The sequence below is a fragment of the Parvularcula sp. LCG005 genome, assembly GCF_032930845.1.
Lineage (GTDB): Bacteria > Pseudomonadota > Alphaproteobacteria > Caulobacterales > Parvularculaceae > Parvularcula.
In genome coordinates this window covers 255,238-273,209 of the sequence record NZ_CP136758.1, presented here as the reverse complement: position 1 = coordinate 273,209, position 17,972 = coordinate 255,238, and the positions used below count along the sequence as shown (strand labels likewise).

The window sequence follows — 17,972 nt, the reverse complement described above, 5'->3', positions numbered from 1 at the left end:
TCTTCACCTGATAAACGTGGTGTGGGGGTCTTACTGACCACCCACCTGATAGACGATCACGGTCCGCACGCCGAAGCGAGGTTGGGCCTGACCCTCCACGATTTTTGGATTGTACTTCCACTTTTCAGCCGAACGGATGGCGGAGCGCTCATAGCAGCGATCCGTGGAGTCAATGACCTGGACGTTCGTCACCTGACCTTGCGGCGTCACATCAAACTGCAGCGACACACGTTCGATCTTTTGCACATCCGAACGAATGCACCGCTGGAAGTCGGCCTCTGATGGCGGGATCCGCACGATAGGCTGCGCATCACGGTCGGGGTTGAACGCCGTACCAATGTCCACATTGGCTTCAAACGTTGGCACAGCAGCCCGCACCCCATCAACATTCGGCTTGAACGTTGCCTGATTGATCGCTGGTGGTGGTGGTGGTGGCTGGTCAAGCACCGGCTTGTCGAAACGCTTCTGGTTTGTAACTTCTGAATCCTGCAGCTGACGGCCGATCTTGATGTTTGGAGGCGGACCACTGTCTTCAATTTCCACCATGTCGTTCTTGATCAGACCGTACATGAAGAGGAACAGCGCCACGACAACGATGGCCGCAACAGGAACGCCGAGAATACTGCGAAAAATAGAACCCATGGTCGCGCCCTCCCTAATCAGGCTTCTTCAGTCGACACAGCGACATCTTGGATACCAGCATTCTTGATCTGCTCCAGCACATCAAGCAGCGTCCGACTGTTCGCGCCTTGGTCGACCTGCACAACGGCGGCACCTTTCGGTGTTTCCTTGCGCAGTTCCTGAACCTTGTAACGCACTTCGGAAATGTCGGTTTCTTCCTTGTCGATGAAGATCCGGCTGTCCGACGTAATCCCTACTAGGATTGCCACCTGACGCTGGTCGATGCCCGTCGTCACCAGCGGCTTCTCGATCTGGACACCCGGCTCCTTGATGAAGGTCGAGGTCACGATGAAGAAGATCAGCATGATGAACACGATATCCAGAAGCGGCGTGACGTTAACGTCATCATCGCCCCCAGTGGCCACAGGTCTTATCGGTCTTCTAGCCATAATTCCGATCACTTTTCACAAATGCCGCGATGATCTCGGGCGCATCTTCTATCAATCCGCCATGTTGAGGCGGGCGACATGGGCGGGATTTATTCACCCGCCGGCGTCAGCGTAATCTTGTCGTACCGCGCAGGTGTCGCGCCATCACGAGCCTGGTCGAGCGTCAGCATCGTGTCGCCAGCCTTGGCATCGCCCATCGCACTGATCACGATGACACCTTTGGCTTCCTTCGCCAGAAACTCTTCGACGCGAGGACCGACCGAACGCGGATCAATCGTTGAGGTGTTGTCCACCAGGACCGACCCGTTTTCCTGAACCGTCAGCAGCAGGCTGGGTGGCGGTTTGGTGTTATCATCATCCGACTTCTGCGGAAGGTTCGGTGCGATCCCGGACTCATCGATGAACACAGCGGTCACGATGAAGAAGATCAGCATGATGAAGACGATGTCGAGAAGCGGCGTGACGTCGACGTCAGCATCGTCCTGGGGGTGAGATATCCGTCTCGCCATAATCTTAACCAATCACCAGTTTGTCAGAAACCGAAGCCACGGTCCGGCTTGCCTGACGCTCAAGAATATTGATCGCCAGAATACCTGAAAGGGACGCCACCAGACCGGCCATGGTCGGAATTGTCGCTTTGGTAATGCCACCGGCCATCAGACGCGCGTTTGACGAACCCGTCGAGGCCATGACGTCAAACACTTCGACCATGCCCGTCACCGTGCCGAGGAGGCCAAGGAGCGGGAGGATAGCCACCAGCACCTTGATGACCGACATGTTCCGGAAGGCCTCTTGGCGGGCGATGGAGATCCGCTTGTCGCGGATCGCCAAGGCGTACCAGGATGTCGTCTCCGTGCGGTCTTCCCAGCCGACGGTCGCGGTCTTTTTGACCGAACCGTTGGCGATAGCGAAGAAGAGAGCCCGTTCCACAACAAACAGCCACATTGCGAAGCTGACGATCATGATGACGAGCAACACATTGCCGCCGGCGACCAGGAATGACTGGATGTTGTCCAGTGCATCAGCAGGATTGAATACACTCAGCTCCATAACCGGACGTCCTTCCTGTCTGAGCCTTAAACCCGGCTCTCGGCGTGCTCAGCGATCATACCAGCAGCCTGCTCTTCAAGGGTCTGCGTAACAGACCGTGCAGAGGCGGCAGCGAAGGCGTGAAGCAGCAGTAGCGGAATAGCGGCAACCAGACCCAGAACCGTGGTCACAAGAGCCTCGGAGATACCACCAGCCATGATTTGCGGGTCACCCGTACCGAACAGCGTCATAGCCTGGAAGGTGTTGATCATACCAACAACCGTACCGAGCAGACCCAGCAGTGGAGCGACGGCAGCGAACACCTTCACGACATTCAGACCACTGTCGAGGCGTGGGATCTCTTTCATGACGGCGTCGTCAAGCTTGAGAGCCATCGTTTCGACGTCGGCATTCGTGTTGCTTTCGTAAGCCATCATGACGCGACCAAGCGGGTTACCGCGAGAAGCTGTTTTACGACGGACCTGACCCTTAACGGCAGCATTCGTCATGAACAGGGTCACGAGCTTAAACAGACCGATCAGCAGACCGATGGCGAGAACCACCAGGATCACTTTACCGACGAGTTTACCTTGGTCGATACGCTCTTTCAGGGTTGGGCTGAGAACGACGAGGCTGATCAGCGTACCTGTGGTTGGGTCGATCGTGCCGGTCGTATAGCCATCGCCAGAGAAACCAGCGACCTGACGAGCATTGGACACAGCGTCCGCGACTTCAGGCTGACGTGGCAGCTGTGTCAGACGTGGGCGGCCACCTTCAGCCTGCTGCATGGTGTAGTACTCACCGTCAGCAAACGCCGTGAAAGGACCGATACGCGTAATGGTCTTCTGCTCTGTTTCACCGGAGGCGTTGACGATCGTCGATGGGAATGTCGCAGTCTTGGACTGAGCGACCATTTCTTCCAGCGTCACGAAGTAAATGTTTTCCAGTTCTTCGACAGAAGGAAGCGTCGTGGCCTGAGCCGTTTCGCGAAGTTCCTGCGAGCGACCTGGATACTGACCCGAAATGATCGAATCGTCGAGTTGGGTTGCCAGCTCAGCAGCAGCCGAACGGGCGGCGCCGAAAAGTTCACCGAACTCACCCTGACGATCCTGCAGTTCCGTGTTCAGCTCGTTAAGGCGGTCATCGTTGGCACGATACTGCTCTTCCAGCTGGGTCGAACGGGCTTCAGCCGCGTTCACTTCGGCACGGACCGAGCTCAGACGTGAGGCCTGCTGATTACGGTCGGCAACGAATTGTTGCTCACGCTCACGATTTTCCTGAGCGGCCTGACGGCGCTCCTCACGGGCGGCCCGCAGAACGTCGTCGAGAGAAATCTGATCCTGCGCAATCGCGAGGCCGGAAACCGATGCAAGGACTGCCGCGCCGGCCAGAATCCCAGACTTTACTGTTTTGAAAAACGTCATTGTCTTCAAACCCTTCTAAACCGTCGCTTACTGAGCCGCTGCCGTCACTTCAGGTGCCCGGACAGGGATCTGAAGGAGGTCAGGAGGCGTTTGTTCGTTTGCCATGCGGATGCCGCGGCGGACTTCCTGCATGAAGGACTTGTCGAGATTTTCGAACTGTCCGGTGTCTTTGTTGTAGATCCGGAGGATCGAGTCGTCGGCACTCTTATAGATCAGCGCCAGGCGGCCAATGCGGAGAAACTCAACCGTGAGCTCTTGGCCGTCATTGTCGACCACACCCTTATAAGAATCCATCGTGCGGCCGTATTCGTTCTCGATCTGATAGGCTTCCATGATCAGATTATAACGCGATGCAGCCGTTTGCGTTGAGTCGGTCATCACTTCCTGGAGGCGCGCGATACGATCGTTGCGCTCCTGCGACAGGAACGGAATGTCAGCGGCCACGAAGGCTTCCAACTGGCCGAGCATTTCTTCCAGCAATGGAAGAACCGCGCGCTGCAGACCTTCAATGTTCTCAACGTCTTCTTCAAGACCGCGGATCTGGGCGAGCTGGTTTTCAACTTCACGGGCCCGGCTGGCGTTGAAGCGGCGCAGAACGTCCCGCTGTTTCAGCGCTGCGCGATAATCACCCAGCAGCTCGCTGGCCTGATCGTCCAGCTCGTTGATACGCTGTTGCGACCGAGCGCCTTCTTCGACAGCAGCCGTGCTCTCATTCAGCGCCGCCTTGAACTGCGCGGAGGCCGGCGTTACCGCCAGAGCCATCAGGGCCGCAGAGCCCACCAAAGCAAACTTTTTCATCATGTGCTCACCTACCGGATGCTTCCGTTCTTTCGTGGCCTCGAGCGGCCGGTTAATTCGCGACTAGCGCCGCCTGCGAGAGGACCAACCCCCCTCAAGTCATTTTGGCCAATTCACGCCCAACTCTCCGAGCATATTGACCGCAACAACAAGTCGGCAAGAGCCAATTCGCTCAATGCCGACGAATTCTTTAATCTTTCACAATTCGGAGCAATTTTCAGACCACGAGCCCGGCAAATTTACCCAAAATTGCCAATCCCACATCATGGGACTGTGTTACAGTGTCACATAGACGCGGGGCCGCGTCAAGCTTCCTGCTCTATGACTGCGAAGTGTTAATCCAAGCCTTGCCCAATAACAAGAAGCTCAGACCCGAAGATTATTGTGCAGTGCAGCAAGACACCAACGAATTTGTCTGGCTGCGCCGCAGATCTTTATTCAACTCCCGATCCGGCGTCGCGGCTATTCGCTCATGAGCGCAACCGCTTCGTCAATAGGGCCAAAAAATTTTATACGACCATGTTCCAGCATCAAACCTTTGTTGCAGATATTCTGAAGCATGCTCAAATTGTGGCTGGCAAATGCAACGATCCCGGTATTCTCGATAAGTTCATGCATCCTGTCCGAAGCCTTTTTTTTGAAGGTCTCGTCCCCTGCCGAAAGCCACTCGTCCAAGACGAGGATATCTGGATGAAATGCGGTTGCGATAGCGAACGCCAAGCGAACACGCATGCCACTCGAGTAGGTGGTCATAGGGAGCGCCAGATAATCCTGAAGCTGAGTAAACTCGGCTATCTCATCGAATTTTGCATCAATTTCCGCTTCCGTGCATCCCATGTATCGGGCTCTGCCTCTAATATTGTCATACCCCGTTGCGTAGCCATCCATTCCAAGACGGATGGACATAAGGGCAGATACCCGACCCTCGACCCGAATGCGACCTTCCGACGGTGGCAATATTGTCGCCAGCACTCGGAGCAACGTCGTTTTCCCAGCGCCGTTGTGACCCATGAGCCCAAGCCGATCGCCATCTTTCAAAGTCAAGTTGATATCTTCGAGAGCAGACACTCCTGCTCGGCCGTGACGCTTTTCCAAGCGCCCCCCGAGGCTCGTTGACTTCAACGCCCCAAGCAGACCAGTGGACTTTAACTGAGGCACGAGAAAGTGCACGCCCACGTTTTCCATGTGAATGAGCGCCATCGGTCAGCTCCAATATGAGAAACGACGCGCAAACATGCCGTAGACAGTTGCTCCCGCTATGGTCATCAGAGTGGCGCATCCGACCGCCCAGATAAAACTATGGGCGACCCCATCGTAACCAAGCAGTGGTCCTCTGATAATGTGGATGTAATGGTAAAACGGATTGAGGTCGACGATGAACGCGTACTCCCGAAGCCGGTCCGCCTGCCAGAAAACGGGAGTGAAGAAAAAGACGGCCGACATGATCGCCGAAATAGCTTGAGCGGTATCTTTGAACCTCAATCCGATCGTTCCGAGAACGAGCGTGCACCAGAAACCTGTCCACAAAACCAGTCCGAGCCCGCACAAAGCGACAAAAATTGATAACACCCCAGGCGTCCGCCCCACGAGCACCAATGCCGAAAATAGAACGGGAAGCTTATACATGAACGCCAAAAAAGAACTACCCAGAACTCTGAACGCAAAGATGCTCTTTGCAATTGGAATCTGATCAAAGGTAGCGGCTCCGGTGCTAAATGCACCCGCTGCACCATTAAATATCGAGGACACTAGCCCCCACACAATAATTCCGCATCCGACATATGGGAAATAGTCACTAAGAGGTGAGCCAAAAATCTTTCCGTATAAGACCGCAAGGCCACCGACGGTCATTGCCGTAGAGATTGTCAGCCAAAATGGACCAAGTGACGTTCGCTGATACCGCCCCGAAAAGCTCTTCAGTACCACGCTTGATATAAGACGCGGATTCGCGAGTGCCCGCTTGAGGTCGTTCAGGGCGTAAGAATATCGATCTCTAGATGCGTCAAATTCATACAGGTCGTGACGCAAAGGCCTCCCCTTAAGGGAAGGCAGCTCTGTTTCGCTCATCTTTGTCTGCACACCCACCAAATGAGATAGTCAACACTCATAGCCATACAACACATATCACTGCCTACCCACACACCGGGCATCCGGTGAAGCCTTTAATTCATTGCTTAGATGACATCAAATCGATCTCAGTCAGATCACGCCTCCTGGCGGACGTCCTCCGATATCCCCAGCTCTCTTTGCAAGGTAAGGTCAGCGCGACTGACCGTAATAAGTGAGTGCAAGGCAGATACATACCGAAGTACAACAGCCAGTCGCCGACCGATCGCCCGTGGCATGGAAAAATTTCCTGATAATCTGACTTCAGCCTGATACTGCTCTTTCTCGACGATCGACCTGTTTCCACCATGGATAGCAAACCCGCCAAGAAGAGCCGGCACCCCAATTAACCTAGATCGGCTCGCAAATGTTTTCCACAGCCTAAAGTCGCCAGCCAACTTCGCCGACAGAATAAATTGGCGCTCTGCCGGCGTAATTCCATCATACAGGCACCGCGAGAAAAACGTACTCTCAGCCTGAATATACCCCAGACAATCGCCGTGAAATAGCCCGCGACGCAACAAGGCACGCGGCCAAAGCGTTGCCGGCCTGACGAAGCGAAGGCAGCCTGCTGCATCCCAAGCACCAGGCAGACCAGTAACCCAGTCAATAGAGTTACGCTTCATAACGTCACTTACGGTAGCCAGAGCCCAAGGCGCATAGATATCATCGGCGTTCAGCCAGCAAAAGACTGACCCTACCCCCTCGTCAAAACCCGCAAAAATTGCTTCGTATATTGACGATCCCGGATGCTCTATCAATCGAATACGGGGGTCTTTCAGGGATCGACGACGGACCATACTTGCTGTGGCATCAATAGAACCGCCGTCAACAACCAGCAATTCCCAATCCACATGGCTTTGGGCTTCCATGCAAGCAAAAAGGCGATTCAGGGAATTAGCTGCGTTCAAGGTTGGCGTAACGACTGAGAACTTCACGCTGGTTCACTTTCGAAGGACGAATCATCCGGACACTTCCAATCAATTCGGTCCAACTCGCTGTTGAGTGCCGATCCGCCAGCAAACTCAATCGTAACTGGCACCCCGGGCGCCACATTAACATCAAACATGTGTTGACGTCCCACAACCTCATGAGACACCCCATTTATCCGGACTGTACGCTTGCCATCAGTCAGAAACCGAACAACCAGCCCGTCTCGAGGCTGAGTATCATAGTGGAATACGTCAAAACATTCACAGCCACCCCCTGCCACCCCCCCCCAAAATCGTAACCGCATTGGACGGCCGGTCCGAAGACCGACGCGAAGCGCTTTCAGCAAACCTCCAAGAGGCGTGTATTCGGAGATATGGTGCACGGCAAATCCGAAAAGCGTTTTGGCCGTAACGATCGGATCTTTCTGACGAGCAACAACTCGCTTGAGCTCCGAAACCCTGCGGAAATTAAATGCTCCTGTTTTTGTGTCGACGTCCCAATAAACCCCAGACAACACGCGTGGTGTGTAAGCGAACTGTGCGCCAACGATGCTGAGTCTCACCCAAAGATCCCAGTCCATCGCATAGTGCAGGTCTTCCTCCAGATGGCCAACTTGTTCCAACCATTGCCGACGAACGAAACACGAAGGCTGCGAGATGATATTGCTACGATAAAGATCACCATCGGGCGACTTCACCGACGGATGAAGCCCCGTAAGCGAGCCAGCACGATCGACAATGATACTTTGACCACATACTGCTGCGGCTGCTGGTTGCTCCTCGAAGACACGCAGGACCTCAGTTAATGCGCTGGGCGCAAGCACATCATCTGCATTGAGCCAACCATAGATATCACCCGCAACGGCGCGCCAGCCCTCGTTTATAGCAGAGGATTGTCCGGCATCAGGGCCGTGACGTTCGTATGCTATCAAACGGCGAAACGGTGCAATGATATGCTCCACATCTTCGCGCACACCGGTATGGCAGAGAGCGATCGCCAGATCGGCTTTCTGAACCGCTAACGATCGAAACGTCTCTTCAAGACGCTCATAATGCCCTGCACCAAGAGGAATTACGAATACGAAACGAAGATTGGACAACGCGCCCCTCCGAAAACACTTTGGACGTCAAGCAAGACTGTATTGGCCGACATAGCGGAAAACAGCAGCCTGCAGAAATTCATCCCACTGCAAGATTCGGCTCTTGAAACGCGGCAGCTGACATTCCGTGTATGCAACCTTCACACCCTCTCACATTGCGCCGCGACACCAGCTGCTCTCGGAGACGCCTCTTTTCTGGCGCGTTGTACATTTCGTACAAAGAATTTTCATGGATAGAAAATCGTTCAAGCCGACTGGACCCATCGATACAGCAAAAAGCACTCATACCGTTTGCCAGAATATTGACCGTGAACCACTGAGCACATCCAACGTCAGGGGTCAGATGATTGTATTTCGCCGCACCCGGCTCACCAACCCAGTTAAATCTAGCATTGATGCCAGACCGGAACGCAGGGAACTCCCTCTCGCACCACTTCCTATAGAGCGCGTCACTCTCGTTTGACTCACCGACACGCGAAATCGCCAAACTAAAGCGCACCTCGTCACTTTCAACTCTTTCATGCAAGCGACGAAGGCGCTTGAGAGTCTTAGCTTGGTCAAGCCCCATGACACGAGCGTATTGATCAGGATCATGTTCATTAAAAGAAATAGTCAGCTGCTTGAAATTCTCCAAGTCGTTTAACCTGTCAATTACTTTATCTGTCAACGCCTGACCATTGGTGAATAAATGAACATTGACCCTTGGCATTATGGCCCGTGCATATTCGATATATTCAAACAAAAACGGGTCGAGAAATGGCTCATTGACACGCGTCAGATTCAGCTGACCCGGCGGAACAGGAAAGGCCGCGACTTCGTCCAACAGGCGGAACACCGTTTCCCGAGAGAGCTTTTCACCAATTCTATCCAATTCTGGATACGGACAAAATGTGCACGCCGCATTACATTTGGCAAAAGTCTCAATCGAGACGACCATGGGATATTCAATCCAGTGCGCCCTATCAACCTGGATGCCATAGCCACGCTGAAGCTTGTCGGCATCTATCGAAAATTGCGGCTCAGATGGAATTAACACAGACAGATTTCAATCCTAAAAAAATCTAGAAATTCATCGAACCACCCGACCCGATCGGGGCACAACTTGCAGAACGGGAGTTAAATTCCCACACCCTCTGGGCACATTCATCATAATACGATAGAGCGACCAAACCAAGTTTAAACCAAGAGCATAAAGCGATAAAGGCTTGAAAATCAAACGTCGAAACTACGGATCCGCGGCCCGCAATGCAACCCGCCTTTCGATCGCCGTGGCTAGTGCGACGGCCAGAGCCGTACGGCGAACACCATCCACGATCCCCGCGCTTCGCTCGTTAAACAATATAATTCGCGGCATAAGCGAACGCTTTATCGGCGACCGGGCACCCATCTTGATTTACGGGCTACAACGATCCGGAACAAATTTTCTGCACAAAATCGTGTCATCGCAGCTTCACGTGGTGATCAAAAATTCCGATGCAGATAGGAGCCACCCCCGCCAAAAACATTTCCGAATATTTGACGACAAGAGCCGCATATCTGCGACGGGATACCACAACAACAAAACCTATCGAGATTTCAATGAATTTGAGGCTGAGTTTTCTTCTGCTCCTATTGCCTACCTCGTCATCTCAAAGGACCCATATAGCTGGATTTTAAGCTATAAAAAGTGGGCGAAAAAATGCGGTTGGCCCGAATTCTCCGCAGACCCGATAGATGATTATGTATCGTTTTATGGAAAATGGCTGCAGTTTGCGGCACAGACAGACAAAATTTTCTTTGTTCGCTACGTCGACCTATTGAGGGACCCGACAGCTGCGCTTCTTCCATTCGCCAAACGCGTCGAGGCAACCACGGGCAAATCGCCGACCAAATCACTTCGACGGCCCGTGAAGGTCCCGCAATCGCCCGCGTACTCACTAGCGTCAGATACCGTTCACCTCGACAAACAGTACCTTTTAGCATACTCGACGGAAGATATGATTTCCATCAACGCAAAGCTCGATCATAGTGTTATGGACGGTCTAGGCTACGATATCGAACCCCCACGTCACGCGGGCAAGTAAATTTCTCCTCCGGAACCTTTATGGCTCAGGACTAACAACAGAATTGCCGACGGTCCGGCCGCACAACTATTCGATAGGGAAATTAGGGATGGCAATTTCTCCGAACACACCTCAACAGGCCTCATCTTCAGTACGCGCAACACGTCGATTTGCGGGAGTGTGGTGGAAGGCGCCCTTTACACCAGGTCGACTAACTGAAGGAGGCCTGCGAATTACCGGCGCCCCTCAAAAACAGTCGGATGCCACACTGCCGCTCGTGTCGGTAATCACCGTAACATGGAACGCCGCGCAAACTGTACGTCGAACATTAGATTCCATTCAGAATCAAACCCACAAGAATGTCGAGCATATCATTGTCGATGCCTGCAGCACAGATGGCACCCTCGACATAATTCAAGAATATTCAACGAAACTCGAATATTTTGTCTCCGAGCCTGACGATGGTATCTATAATGCGATGAATAAGGGTATACGCCTTGCCCAAGGCGATTATATTTGCCTAATCAATGCAGATGATTTCTACGATGAAAAATTCATTGAGAAGAGTCTGAATAAACTGCAGCAAGACAGATCTGATATTACGTATACAGATTTGTATATGTCTGAGATCCTTCGCGAGTCCGTGGATATCGACGAGGGAATCAATCTGTTTCACCTAAACATCAATCACGAAACGTTTCTGGTACGCCGTCAGTGTTATGACGAAATAGGCCCATACCGCGAAGACTATCGAATTGTAAGCGACGCGGTCTGGATTCGCGACGCTTTTCAGGCAAACAAGAAGTTCTCGCGAGTTGCTGAAGGCCTGATGTTTTTCTCCGAAAGCGGCCTATCTGCCGGCATGAACGAGCGCAATCGCGAGTTATTTATTGATGAGTATGCACGATCCATCTTGGACCGATTTGACTTCCTAACAGTAGACGAGGCACGCGATCTCTATCTCTTCAGGTTCAACAAATGGCGCGTAAACTCCTTTCTGGATGTCGTGAGGCGGTACAGCGACCTTAGCGATACTTTCAGAAGCGCTTGCGCCAGCTATACGGCATTTTGCCTGCAGTATAGAGACGAATTTAGATTTACGCCGAGCGAGTCGGATGCACTCATTGAATCTTATCTAGATTTATATTCAGCATGTTCATACGAATTATTGCAACTACAGATGCCCGTAGCAGGGTCGATGTTTGGGCAGTCTCTTTCCCAAATTCTAAAACTTAAAGACACAATCGACACCAATTCTGGATGTGTACTTCATTTTGCGAGTGTTTTCTCAAGACCATCTGAAACTTTCATTTACGACTTCATCAATAGGACTAAAACCGACCTACAACATCAAGCAATCGTACTCCATCAACATCGCCTTCTCTCGGACGAAAGGCCATATGACTATTGCTTGTGCATGATGCTCGAGCAAATGCCTGCCAAATTTCGATCGATATATCTTCGATTCCTTTTTGCTGAGCTGAATATCAAGTATGTCGTGTGTCATTTTGCCATCAACGGGGTCAAATTTTCACAGTATTTAGATGATGCTGAGTTAGACGTGCCGATCATAAACATGACACACGGTATTGATGTGTTCAGAATGTTTGATGAAACGGCCTACTCAAAATACGTAGCCGAACATTTCTGTGTACGCCCGAATGTCTGGTTCACAGCACCAAGCGAATTTTTGAAATCGGAACTTATTGAAGCGGGCGTCCCAGCGGACCGCATTCACGTGGTGACGAATGTCGTGCACGACAAATACCTTTCACATCGGCGACATCAGCGCGCGCCTTCCCCATCGGAACCACTAAAGATTTTAAACATTGGGCGCCTTATACGCTGGAAAGGGCACAAATATCTCCTGGAGGGCATCGATCACTATCTTCGAAATACCGGTCGGTCAGTGCGCCTGACAATCGCGTACGGAAGGGACGAGGTGCATCGAGCAGAAATCGATCAAACTATCGAGAGGCTTAATCTTGGATCCTACGTCGACCTAGTGGACTATATCGATTTCCGTACTCGCCCTGATTTTTTCAGTGAGTTTGATGTCTTCATCACCTCATCCATCCGCGATCCTGACACTAGGCAAACCGAGACGTTTGGGCTCGCAACAATCGAGGCCGTTTTTGCCGGCTTGCCGGTAATTGCAACAGACGCTGGCGGCACACCAGAGGTGCTGTCTGGCGACAGTCCGTGGGCGCGCATTGTTCCGGCTGCAGACGGGGAGGCAATCGGTCGAGCATTAGCAGCCCTGGTCGACCAACCAGAAAATCCTTTCGGCACCAATATCAAGTTGGCCGAAGCGCTAAAGGCAAGGTTTTCCGCCGATCAACAATTGAACCAATACCAATCGCTACTGAGCGTAGTTGAAAAGCCACTCGTAAAAGCGGGGGTATTCACAACGCAATCCCATGGCGGCGCAGGTAACGCAGCCTACAGAACGCATCGCTCTCTACTAGCCAATAATGTAAAATCCCGCCTCTTTCTGCCGCTTGGCGCTAAAAATCTGACCTCTGACCCAATTGAAGATGCCGTGCACGTTCCCTCTAGCGAAGGGCAAGGCTTTGGCAATCTATTTAATAATAGAAACTTTCGCGAAAACCATACTATATTTGACATAAACGAGCAGTCGATTAAGAACGAGGATCTCGAAGAATACGTTAAAGATCTTGACATAATCAATCTTCATTGGACTTCGCGATTTATTTCTATTGAGAACATCGCCTTTCTTTCCGAACTGGATAAACCTGTCGTTCTTACGTTGCGTGACATGTTTTATTTAACCGGCGGGTGCCACTATTTTCATGGCTGCCATAAATGGAAGCACAACCAGTGCAGCGGATGCCCTCAACTGACAAGCGATTATCCGCAAGATTTCACAAATACCGTATATAAATTTAAAGAACATGCCTGGAGAAAAAATAATATCACTGTCGTTACACTAAGCAAAATAAGCGAAACGATAGCGCGGCAATCTCCTATTTTGAAAGGGTGTCGAATTGAGAGTATACCCAATGGGGTCAATCTATCCCTATTCGAACCATCCGATCGCGCGATAGCAAGAGATCTGCTTGGGCTGCCGCAGCACTCTAAAATACTTTTATTCGCACCCTCTTTTGATAGTCGCGTTAAAGGCAAGTACGAATTGCAGGACTGCCTAAAAACACTCAAGAAATTGGATCCTGATGGTGACTATGTCGTTTTGTGCGTCGGTAACACATCGCTCACTCAGGCTGATCTGTCGTTTGATGTGCATAAGCTGGGGTATATAAAATCAAGGTCACTATTAAGTCTCGCCTACTCGAGCGCAAATGTAACGATTATACCGTCTGCAGAGGAAACGTTTTCCAACACCGCTGCGGAATCGTTAGCTTGCGGTACACCGATCGCGGGCTTCCAAGCTGGCGCCATACCGGACTTGGCAAATGACGGAGCCTGCGGCTTGGCCGTGCCAGTAGGCGACACTCACGCACTAGCCCGAGCAATTGGAAAACTAGCAAACGAGGATCTTCGTGATGCCTGTCGAGATCACGTAGAACGCAATTACACGCTTGCCACTCATGGGCGTCGCTATGCAGAGCTTTTTAAAGAGCTACTTGCTACGGGACCTGGATTGGGATCACCATCAAAAGTTCCGGACATCGACCCTAAATCGGGGGTTACGACGATGATGATGAACGCTCGAACAACGACGAGCCGACCATCGTCCCTGCGTCAGCTTCTCGGGCAACGTCGGATCAAACAGCTTGAACGTAACCAAAGTATCGACCACTCTAGCTTTCTCGCCTCGACCAATGGGCAGTGGGCCTGTTACATATCTACCCATGGCGGCCTTAATATTGTGCACGAGACCGGCCGAGTAAAATGGCAGTCCGGCCCCACCCGCCTCCCTCATGCGCGACTGACGCTGGAGCGAGACAGCAAACTGTCAATTCGTAGCTCTCAGAACGATACGCTCTGGTCAAACGAAACCGGGGGAATTTCTACCCGCACGCTCTTAAGACTATCGAACGATGGGGTGCTTGAGCTTGTTGATGCGACGAACAATATCAAGCTTTGGTCTAGCGACGGCTACGTCTCGCCTTTTGCATTACCGCTATCCGACCTCGCAGATCGTCATTTTGCGTCTGTTAGGCTTAAAGCTGGCTCGCTAGGCATTGAGCGCGGAAAGCCGGAATGGGGATTTGAAGCCGCCGTTTGGGCTGAACGACAGTTGCAAATTGTTTCGGACAACTATTTCGATGATGCAATCATGAAAATAGATGTTCTAAAGACATTGGGATCACAGCAGATCGCAGTAAGTATCGACGATAGAGCCTCTCAACCAGTCCATCTACCGCGCGGTGAGAAAAGCCTAACTTTTGCCCTCGGCAAACTGCGATTTGGCGATGTCGTTACAATTAACTTCACCAGAAACACACCAATAGCGTCGACCGACAAGCGAGAGGCAGCAGCCCTGATCACAGGCATCAAACTGGAGCCTGCGGCTGAGAAACAGTATGACGTGCACCCCGTCCTTCGCGAGGCCCGACAAACAAAAATCACTGTCGAATTTGACGATTTGCGCCTTGTCAAAAACTCGTCAACAGACAGGTATATTTTCGCCACCCTATTTGTCCCACGTCTGATCATAGACGGGACCGAGATTGGCCCTATCACCTGTCAAACTTATCGGAAAGATGAACATCGGACTCTAACGATCCGTTTGACCGGGGATTCCCTTCGCAACTTTAATGAAATATATCCAGCCACGGTACTGCAGGACGAACACGGCAGTTACATTAAAATTTCCGAGACCCATGGCCATTTATGGCCAGACGTCGCAAATGGTACGAGCTCAGCCGCAATTTTGCTGCGCGTTTTCTTGGCAGCTATGGACGATTTATCGGCAGTACAGATGGATGTTGAAACAGCACTTTTGTTGGAAAGATTTTCCAGATCCGCGGCGAATACGAATCTCGCCCTGGCGATGTTGGAGTCAACCGGCGTCACACCATTGCATGAGTGACGCCATTCGAAGTTGAAATTGTCCGTCCCGACTGGAATCGCAGGCCAGCTGGTCGGGTTTAAGCCACCGCTCCACGACCTAGAGAACTCATGACAGTCAATTTAAATCTTGCGCTGAAAATAATAAGACGGCGCATTGGGTCGCTAATTATGGATGAAAGGCGGAATCGCATGGGCGTGAATATTGAAACAACGCAAGAATACGCGGTCTACGGTTCGCCAAACTGCGATTGGCCAATCATCCCGAGACTGATGACGCCTGAAACGATAGTCTATTCCGTGGGGGTCGGCGCCAACATTTCGTGGGACGAGGCACTCATCGAAAAATTCGGATGCCGCGTGTGGGGTTTCGATCCTACCCCCAAGACATTGAGGTGGGCACACGGCCGCGCGTTTCCTGAAAATTTCAAATTTGTACCCGTCGGCCTGGCGGAGATCGACGGAGAGATCAATTTTGACCCTCCGAAGTGCGACACACACATCAGCTTCTCACCGAGCAGCGAAGCGAGCGATACGGCCATAAGTTGTAAAGTCAATCGCCTCGAATCGCTGATGCGAAGCCTCGGCCATGATCGAATAGATGTTCTCAAAATGGACATCGAGGGATCTGAATATGGCGTCATCCACGACATTCTGTCAGGAAATATCAGGCCGACTCAACTCATGGCCGAATTTCACCACGATATGTATAGCTACAAGATGAGCGACACGCACTCAGCTTTGATGGCGCTGTACGAAGCCGGCTATCGACGCTTTTACAAAAGCGGATCGGGTCGTGAACAAGCGTTTATCTACGATGAGAAATTGGATAATCGCCCCGCAAAAGCGGCCGAAACAGTCGAAATTAGCAATCAGAATACGTCCGTTGATATACGCAATGCGGCCGATAAAGGTGTGATCTACTTCGCGTTCGGCAAACCCGCGCTCGACGAAGCGCGGTTGAGCCTATCAAGTTTGCGCAAGTCAAATCCAACTGTCCCCGCCGCAATTTTTACGGATATGCCCGAGGCTGCTCATGAATTCGATTTCGTCCATTCCTTCACAGAGACAGAAAATTTTGATATCGAACGATATTTCATCAGTACAAATCGAATGCCGTCACTCAAGGTGCGCTTTCTTCGAGCCAGCCCTTTTCAGTATACGATACATCTTGATTGCGACACCTATGTAAAGGGTCCGCTTGACGATTTCTTTCTAGAACTTGAAGAAAATGACTTTGTCCTGACGAATATGCCGGAACTGGAACAAGGCGTTGTCGAGGGCTCCGACCGACCCGTCCACAAGAGCCTTAAAAATCTTACGCGCTCCTCCTCGTACAGCTGTGCCGTATTCGGCTACAGGAAATCTGCGGAGACCGATGCCCTTTTGCACACGTGGTGGACCCAGTTCGTCGAAAAAACGGCCGGTGACAAGAGGGATAAGGGCAATTGGGGGCACACCGGCGGTGTAAATGAACAGGGCATATTACATGACATGCTTGCCGACGGTTCGTTCCAACGCGCTGGCGTCAAGCGTTCCGTACTGCCCAATACTCAGTACAATGCCGGGATGAGCATGTGGCCGCGGCTGAAAGCAGAAGGTCTTTGGCAAGATTGCCGAATACTGCACTCGCACAAAATAAAGCAGGCCATAGGAAAAGTGGGCGTGGATGGCCTTCCAGATTTACCGGAACTCCAGAAATTTGCCTAATCCCGTTATTCGAAATCGCAATTCGCCAAGACTGAAAGAAGCAAGATGAACGATCAGCGTGTATTCCTAGTGTCGTATCCACGAAGCGGTCAACATTACGTTCAGCGCCTACTTGAGCGCGTCACAGGCGACGATAATTATTGTGAACTGTATAAATGTGTCGACGTGGAATGCCCGGCTCGCGGCAAACCCGTTCATGAAAAGTCGCCCTGTCCATCAGGGCGACGCTTTCAAAAATCGCATGATTTTGATCTTCATCTCCCGATAAGCTCAGATTCTCTCTATGTCGTCCTTTGGCGACGGCCGCTGTTATCGATCGCTTCATATTATGAGCGCGAGTTTCGCAACCGATCTCAAATTCGCATTGGAACACAGGATGGCACAGAGGGCTGTCTGATGTCCGACACTCGAGATGCATGGGTCAGCTTTACGAGAGAGCGCGCGATCTATTGGTCGCGGTTTGTAGAAAAATGGTCCACAGCCGCCGGAAAAGAGAATGTTCTTTTTCTACGCTATGAAGATATAACTTCAGACATACGATCCACAAAGCGTCTCTTCGACTTTTGTTTTAAGTCACATGATCAGGATAAACTTCAAGAGCTTATGGCGGCTCAAAACCTCGCGTTGGCAAACGGACGGGCTCCAAACAGAGATCTTCAAAATTTTCGACACCCAATCGAGCAGGCGACTGAAGTCGCACGTTCCGTCATAACTCCATCTGTTATGCGCTCGGCAGGCTATGATGACGTTATATAAACAACCGCTG

General features: G+C 51.6%; 15 protein-coding genes. 4 read left to right on the top strand and 11 right to left on the bottom strand.

Translation table 11 applies throughout. The features are described 5' to 3' along the window. Positions 1 to 30: 30 nt before the first annotated feature. From RUI03_RS01195 to RUI03_RS01145, 11 genes are all read right to left on the bottom strand, one after another. Positions 31 to 642, bottom strand: coding sequence for an energy transducer TonB (locus RUI03_RS01195; RefSeq protein WP_317288455.1), 612 nt, complete (start codon positions 640 to 642; stop codon positions 31 to 33). A 17-nt stretch (positions 643 to 659) separates the two neighbouring features. Continuing rightward, positions 660 to 1,046, bottom strand: a complete 387-nt coding sequence (locus RUI03_RS01190) for a biopolymer transporter ExbD (RefSeq protein ID WP_317288454.1) — start codon at positions 1,044 to 1,046, stop codon at positions 660 to 662. Positions 1,047 to 1,159: 113 nt separating this feature from the next. After that, a complete protein-coding gene (locus tag RUI03_RS01185; protein WP_317288453.1) occupies positions 1,160 to 1,579 on the bottom strand; it encodes a biopolymer transporter ExbD in 420 nt (139 codons plus the stop codon). Between the two features lie 4 nt (positions 1,580 to 1,583). Further along, positions 1,584 to 2,120 carry a MotA/TolQ/ExbB proton channel family protein gene (locus tag RUI03_RS01180; RefSeq protein WP_317288452.1) on the bottom strand — a complete coding sequence of 179 codons (537 nt, stop codon included), beginning with the start codon at positions 2,118 to 2,120 and terminating at the stop codon, positions 1,584 to 1,586. A 26-nt stretch (positions 2,121 to 2,146) separates the two neighbouring features. Then, positions 2,147 to 3,523: a MotA/TolQ/ExbB proton channel family protein gene (locus RUI03_RS01175; RefSeq protein ID WP_317288451.1), complete on the bottom strand. Its 1,377-nt coding sequence runs from the start codon at positions 3,521 to 3,523 to the stop codon at positions 2,147 to 2,149. A gap of 27 nt (positions 3,524 to 3,550) precedes the next feature. Then, positions 3,551 to 4,324 carry a DUF3450 domain-containing protein gene (locus RUI03_RS01170; RefSeq protein ID WP_317288450.1) on the bottom strand — a complete coding sequence of 258 codons (774 nt, stop codon included), beginning with the start codon at positions 4,322 to 4,324 and terminating at the stop codon, positions 3,551 to 3,553. 459 nt (positions 4,325 to 4,783) lie between these two features. Continuing rightward, entirely contained in the window at positions 4,784 to 5,521 is a 738-nt protein-coding gene (locus RUI03_RS01165; RefSeq protein ID WP_317288449.1) for an ABC transporter ATP-binding protein, read from the bottom strand. Positions 5,522 to 5,524: 3 nt separating this feature from the next. After that, a complete protein-coding gene (locus RUI03_RS01160; RefSeq protein WP_317288448.1) occupies positions 5,525 to 6,388 on the bottom strand; it encodes an ABC transporter permease in 864 nt (287 codons plus the stop codon). Positions 6,389 to 6,525: 137 nt separating this feature from the next. Further along, positions 6,526 to 7,365 (bottom strand): glycosyltransferase, encoded by an 840-nt coding sequence (locus RUI03_RS01155; protein WP_317288447.1) that lies wholly within the window; start codon positions 7,363 to 7,365, stop codon positions 6,526 to 6,528. Beyond that, the gene (locus RUI03_RS01150) at positions 7,362 to 8,459 is read right to left on the bottom strand and encodes a glycosyltransferase (protein ID WP_317288446.1); all 1,098 of its coding nucleotides are present in this window, start codon (positions 8,457 to 8,459) and stop codon (positions 7,362 to 7,364) included. The genes RUI03_RS01155 and RUI03_RS01150 overlap by 4 nt, the downstream gene beginning before the upstream one ends. 79 nt (positions 8,460 to 8,538) lie before the next feature. Beyond that, entirely contained in the window at positions 8,539 to 9,495 is a 957-nt protein-coding gene (locus RUI03_RS01145) for a radical SAM/SPASM domain-containing protein (protein ID WP_317288445.1), read from the bottom strand. Between the two features lie 169 nt (positions 9,496 to 9,664). Here RUI03_RS01145 and RUI03_RS01140 point away from each other — a divergent pair, with 169 nt between their 5' ends. The 4 genes from RUI03_RS01140 to RUI03_RS14710 all read left to right on the top strand — a co-directional run bounded on the left by RUI03_RS01140 (position 9,665) and on the right by RUI03_RS14710 (position 17,962). Then, positions 9,665 to 10,522: a hypothetical protein gene (locus tag RUI03_RS01140; RefSeq protein WP_317288444.1), complete on the top strand. Its 858-nt coding sequence runs from the start codon at positions 9,665 to 9,667 to the stop codon at positions 10,520 to 10,522. 88 nt (positions 10,523 to 10,610) lie between these two features. Continuing rightward, positions 10,611 to 15,518 (top strand): glycosyltransferase, encoded by a 4,908-nt coding sequence (locus RUI03_RS01135; protein WP_317288443.1) that lies wholly within the window; start codon positions 10,611 to 10,613, stop codon positions 15,516 to 15,518. Positions 15,519 to 15,688: 170 nt separating this feature from the next. Next, on the top strand, positions 15,689 to 17,206 hold the full coding sequence (locus RUI03_RS01130; protein WP_317288442.1) for an FkbM family methyltransferase: 1,518 nt from the start codon (positions 15,689 to 15,691) through the stop codon (positions 17,204 to 17,206). A 45-nt stretch (positions 17,207 to 17,251) separates the two neighbouring features. Next, the gene (locus tag RUI03_RS14710) at positions 17,252 to 17,962 is read left to right on the top strand and encodes a sulfotransferase domain-containing protein (protein ID WP_410795886.1); all 711 of its coding nucleotides are present in this window, start codon (positions 17,252 to 17,254) and stop codon (positions 17,960 to 17,962) included. Positions 17,963 to 17,972 lie beyond the last annotated feature (10 nt).

Excerpts from the sequence above, each read along its gene's own strand:
- RUI03_RS01195 (WP_317288455.1), bottom strand. The coding sequence starts at position 642 with ATGGGTTCTATTTTTCGCAGTATTCTCGGCGTTCCTGTTGCGGCCATC.
- RUI03_RS01185 (WP_317288453.1), bottom strand. The coding sequence starts at position 1,579 with ATGGCGAGACGGATATCTCACCCCCAGGACGATGCTGACGTCGACGTC.
- RUI03_RS01180 (WP_317288452.1), bottom strand. The coding sequence starts at position 2,120 with ATGGAGCTGAGTGTATTCAATCCTGCTGATGCACTGGACAACATCCAG.
- RUI03_RS01175 (WP_317288451.1), bottom strand. The coding sequence starts at position 3,523 with ATGACGTTTTTCAAAACAGTAAAGTCTGGGATTCTGGCCGGCGCGGCA.
- RUI03_RS01170 (WP_317288450.1), bottom strand. The coding sequence starts at position 4,324 with ATGATGAAAAAGTTTGCTTTGGTGGGCTCTGCGGCCCTGATGGCTCTG.
- RUI03_RS01165 (WP_317288449.1), bottom strand. The coding sequence starts at position 5,521 with ATGGCGCTCATTCACATGGAAAACGTGGGCGTGCACTTTCTCGTGCCT.
- RUI03_RS01160 (WP_317288448.1), bottom strand. The coding sequence starts at position 6,388 with ATGAGCGAAACAGAGCTGCCTTCCCTTAAGGGGAGGCCTTTGCGTCAC.
- RUI03_RS01135 (WP_317288443.1), top strand. The coding sequence starts at position 10,611 with ATGGCAATTTCTCCGAACACACCTCAACAGGCCTCATCTTCAGTACGC.
- RUI03_RS01130 (WP_317288442.1), top strand. The coding sequence starts at position 15,689 with ATGGGCGTGAATATTGAAACAACGCAAGAATACGCGGTCTACGGTTCG.
- RUI03_RS14710 (WP_410795886.1), top strand. The coding sequence starts at position 17,252 with ATGAACGATCAGCGTGTATTCCTAGTGTCGTATCCACGAAGCGGTCAA.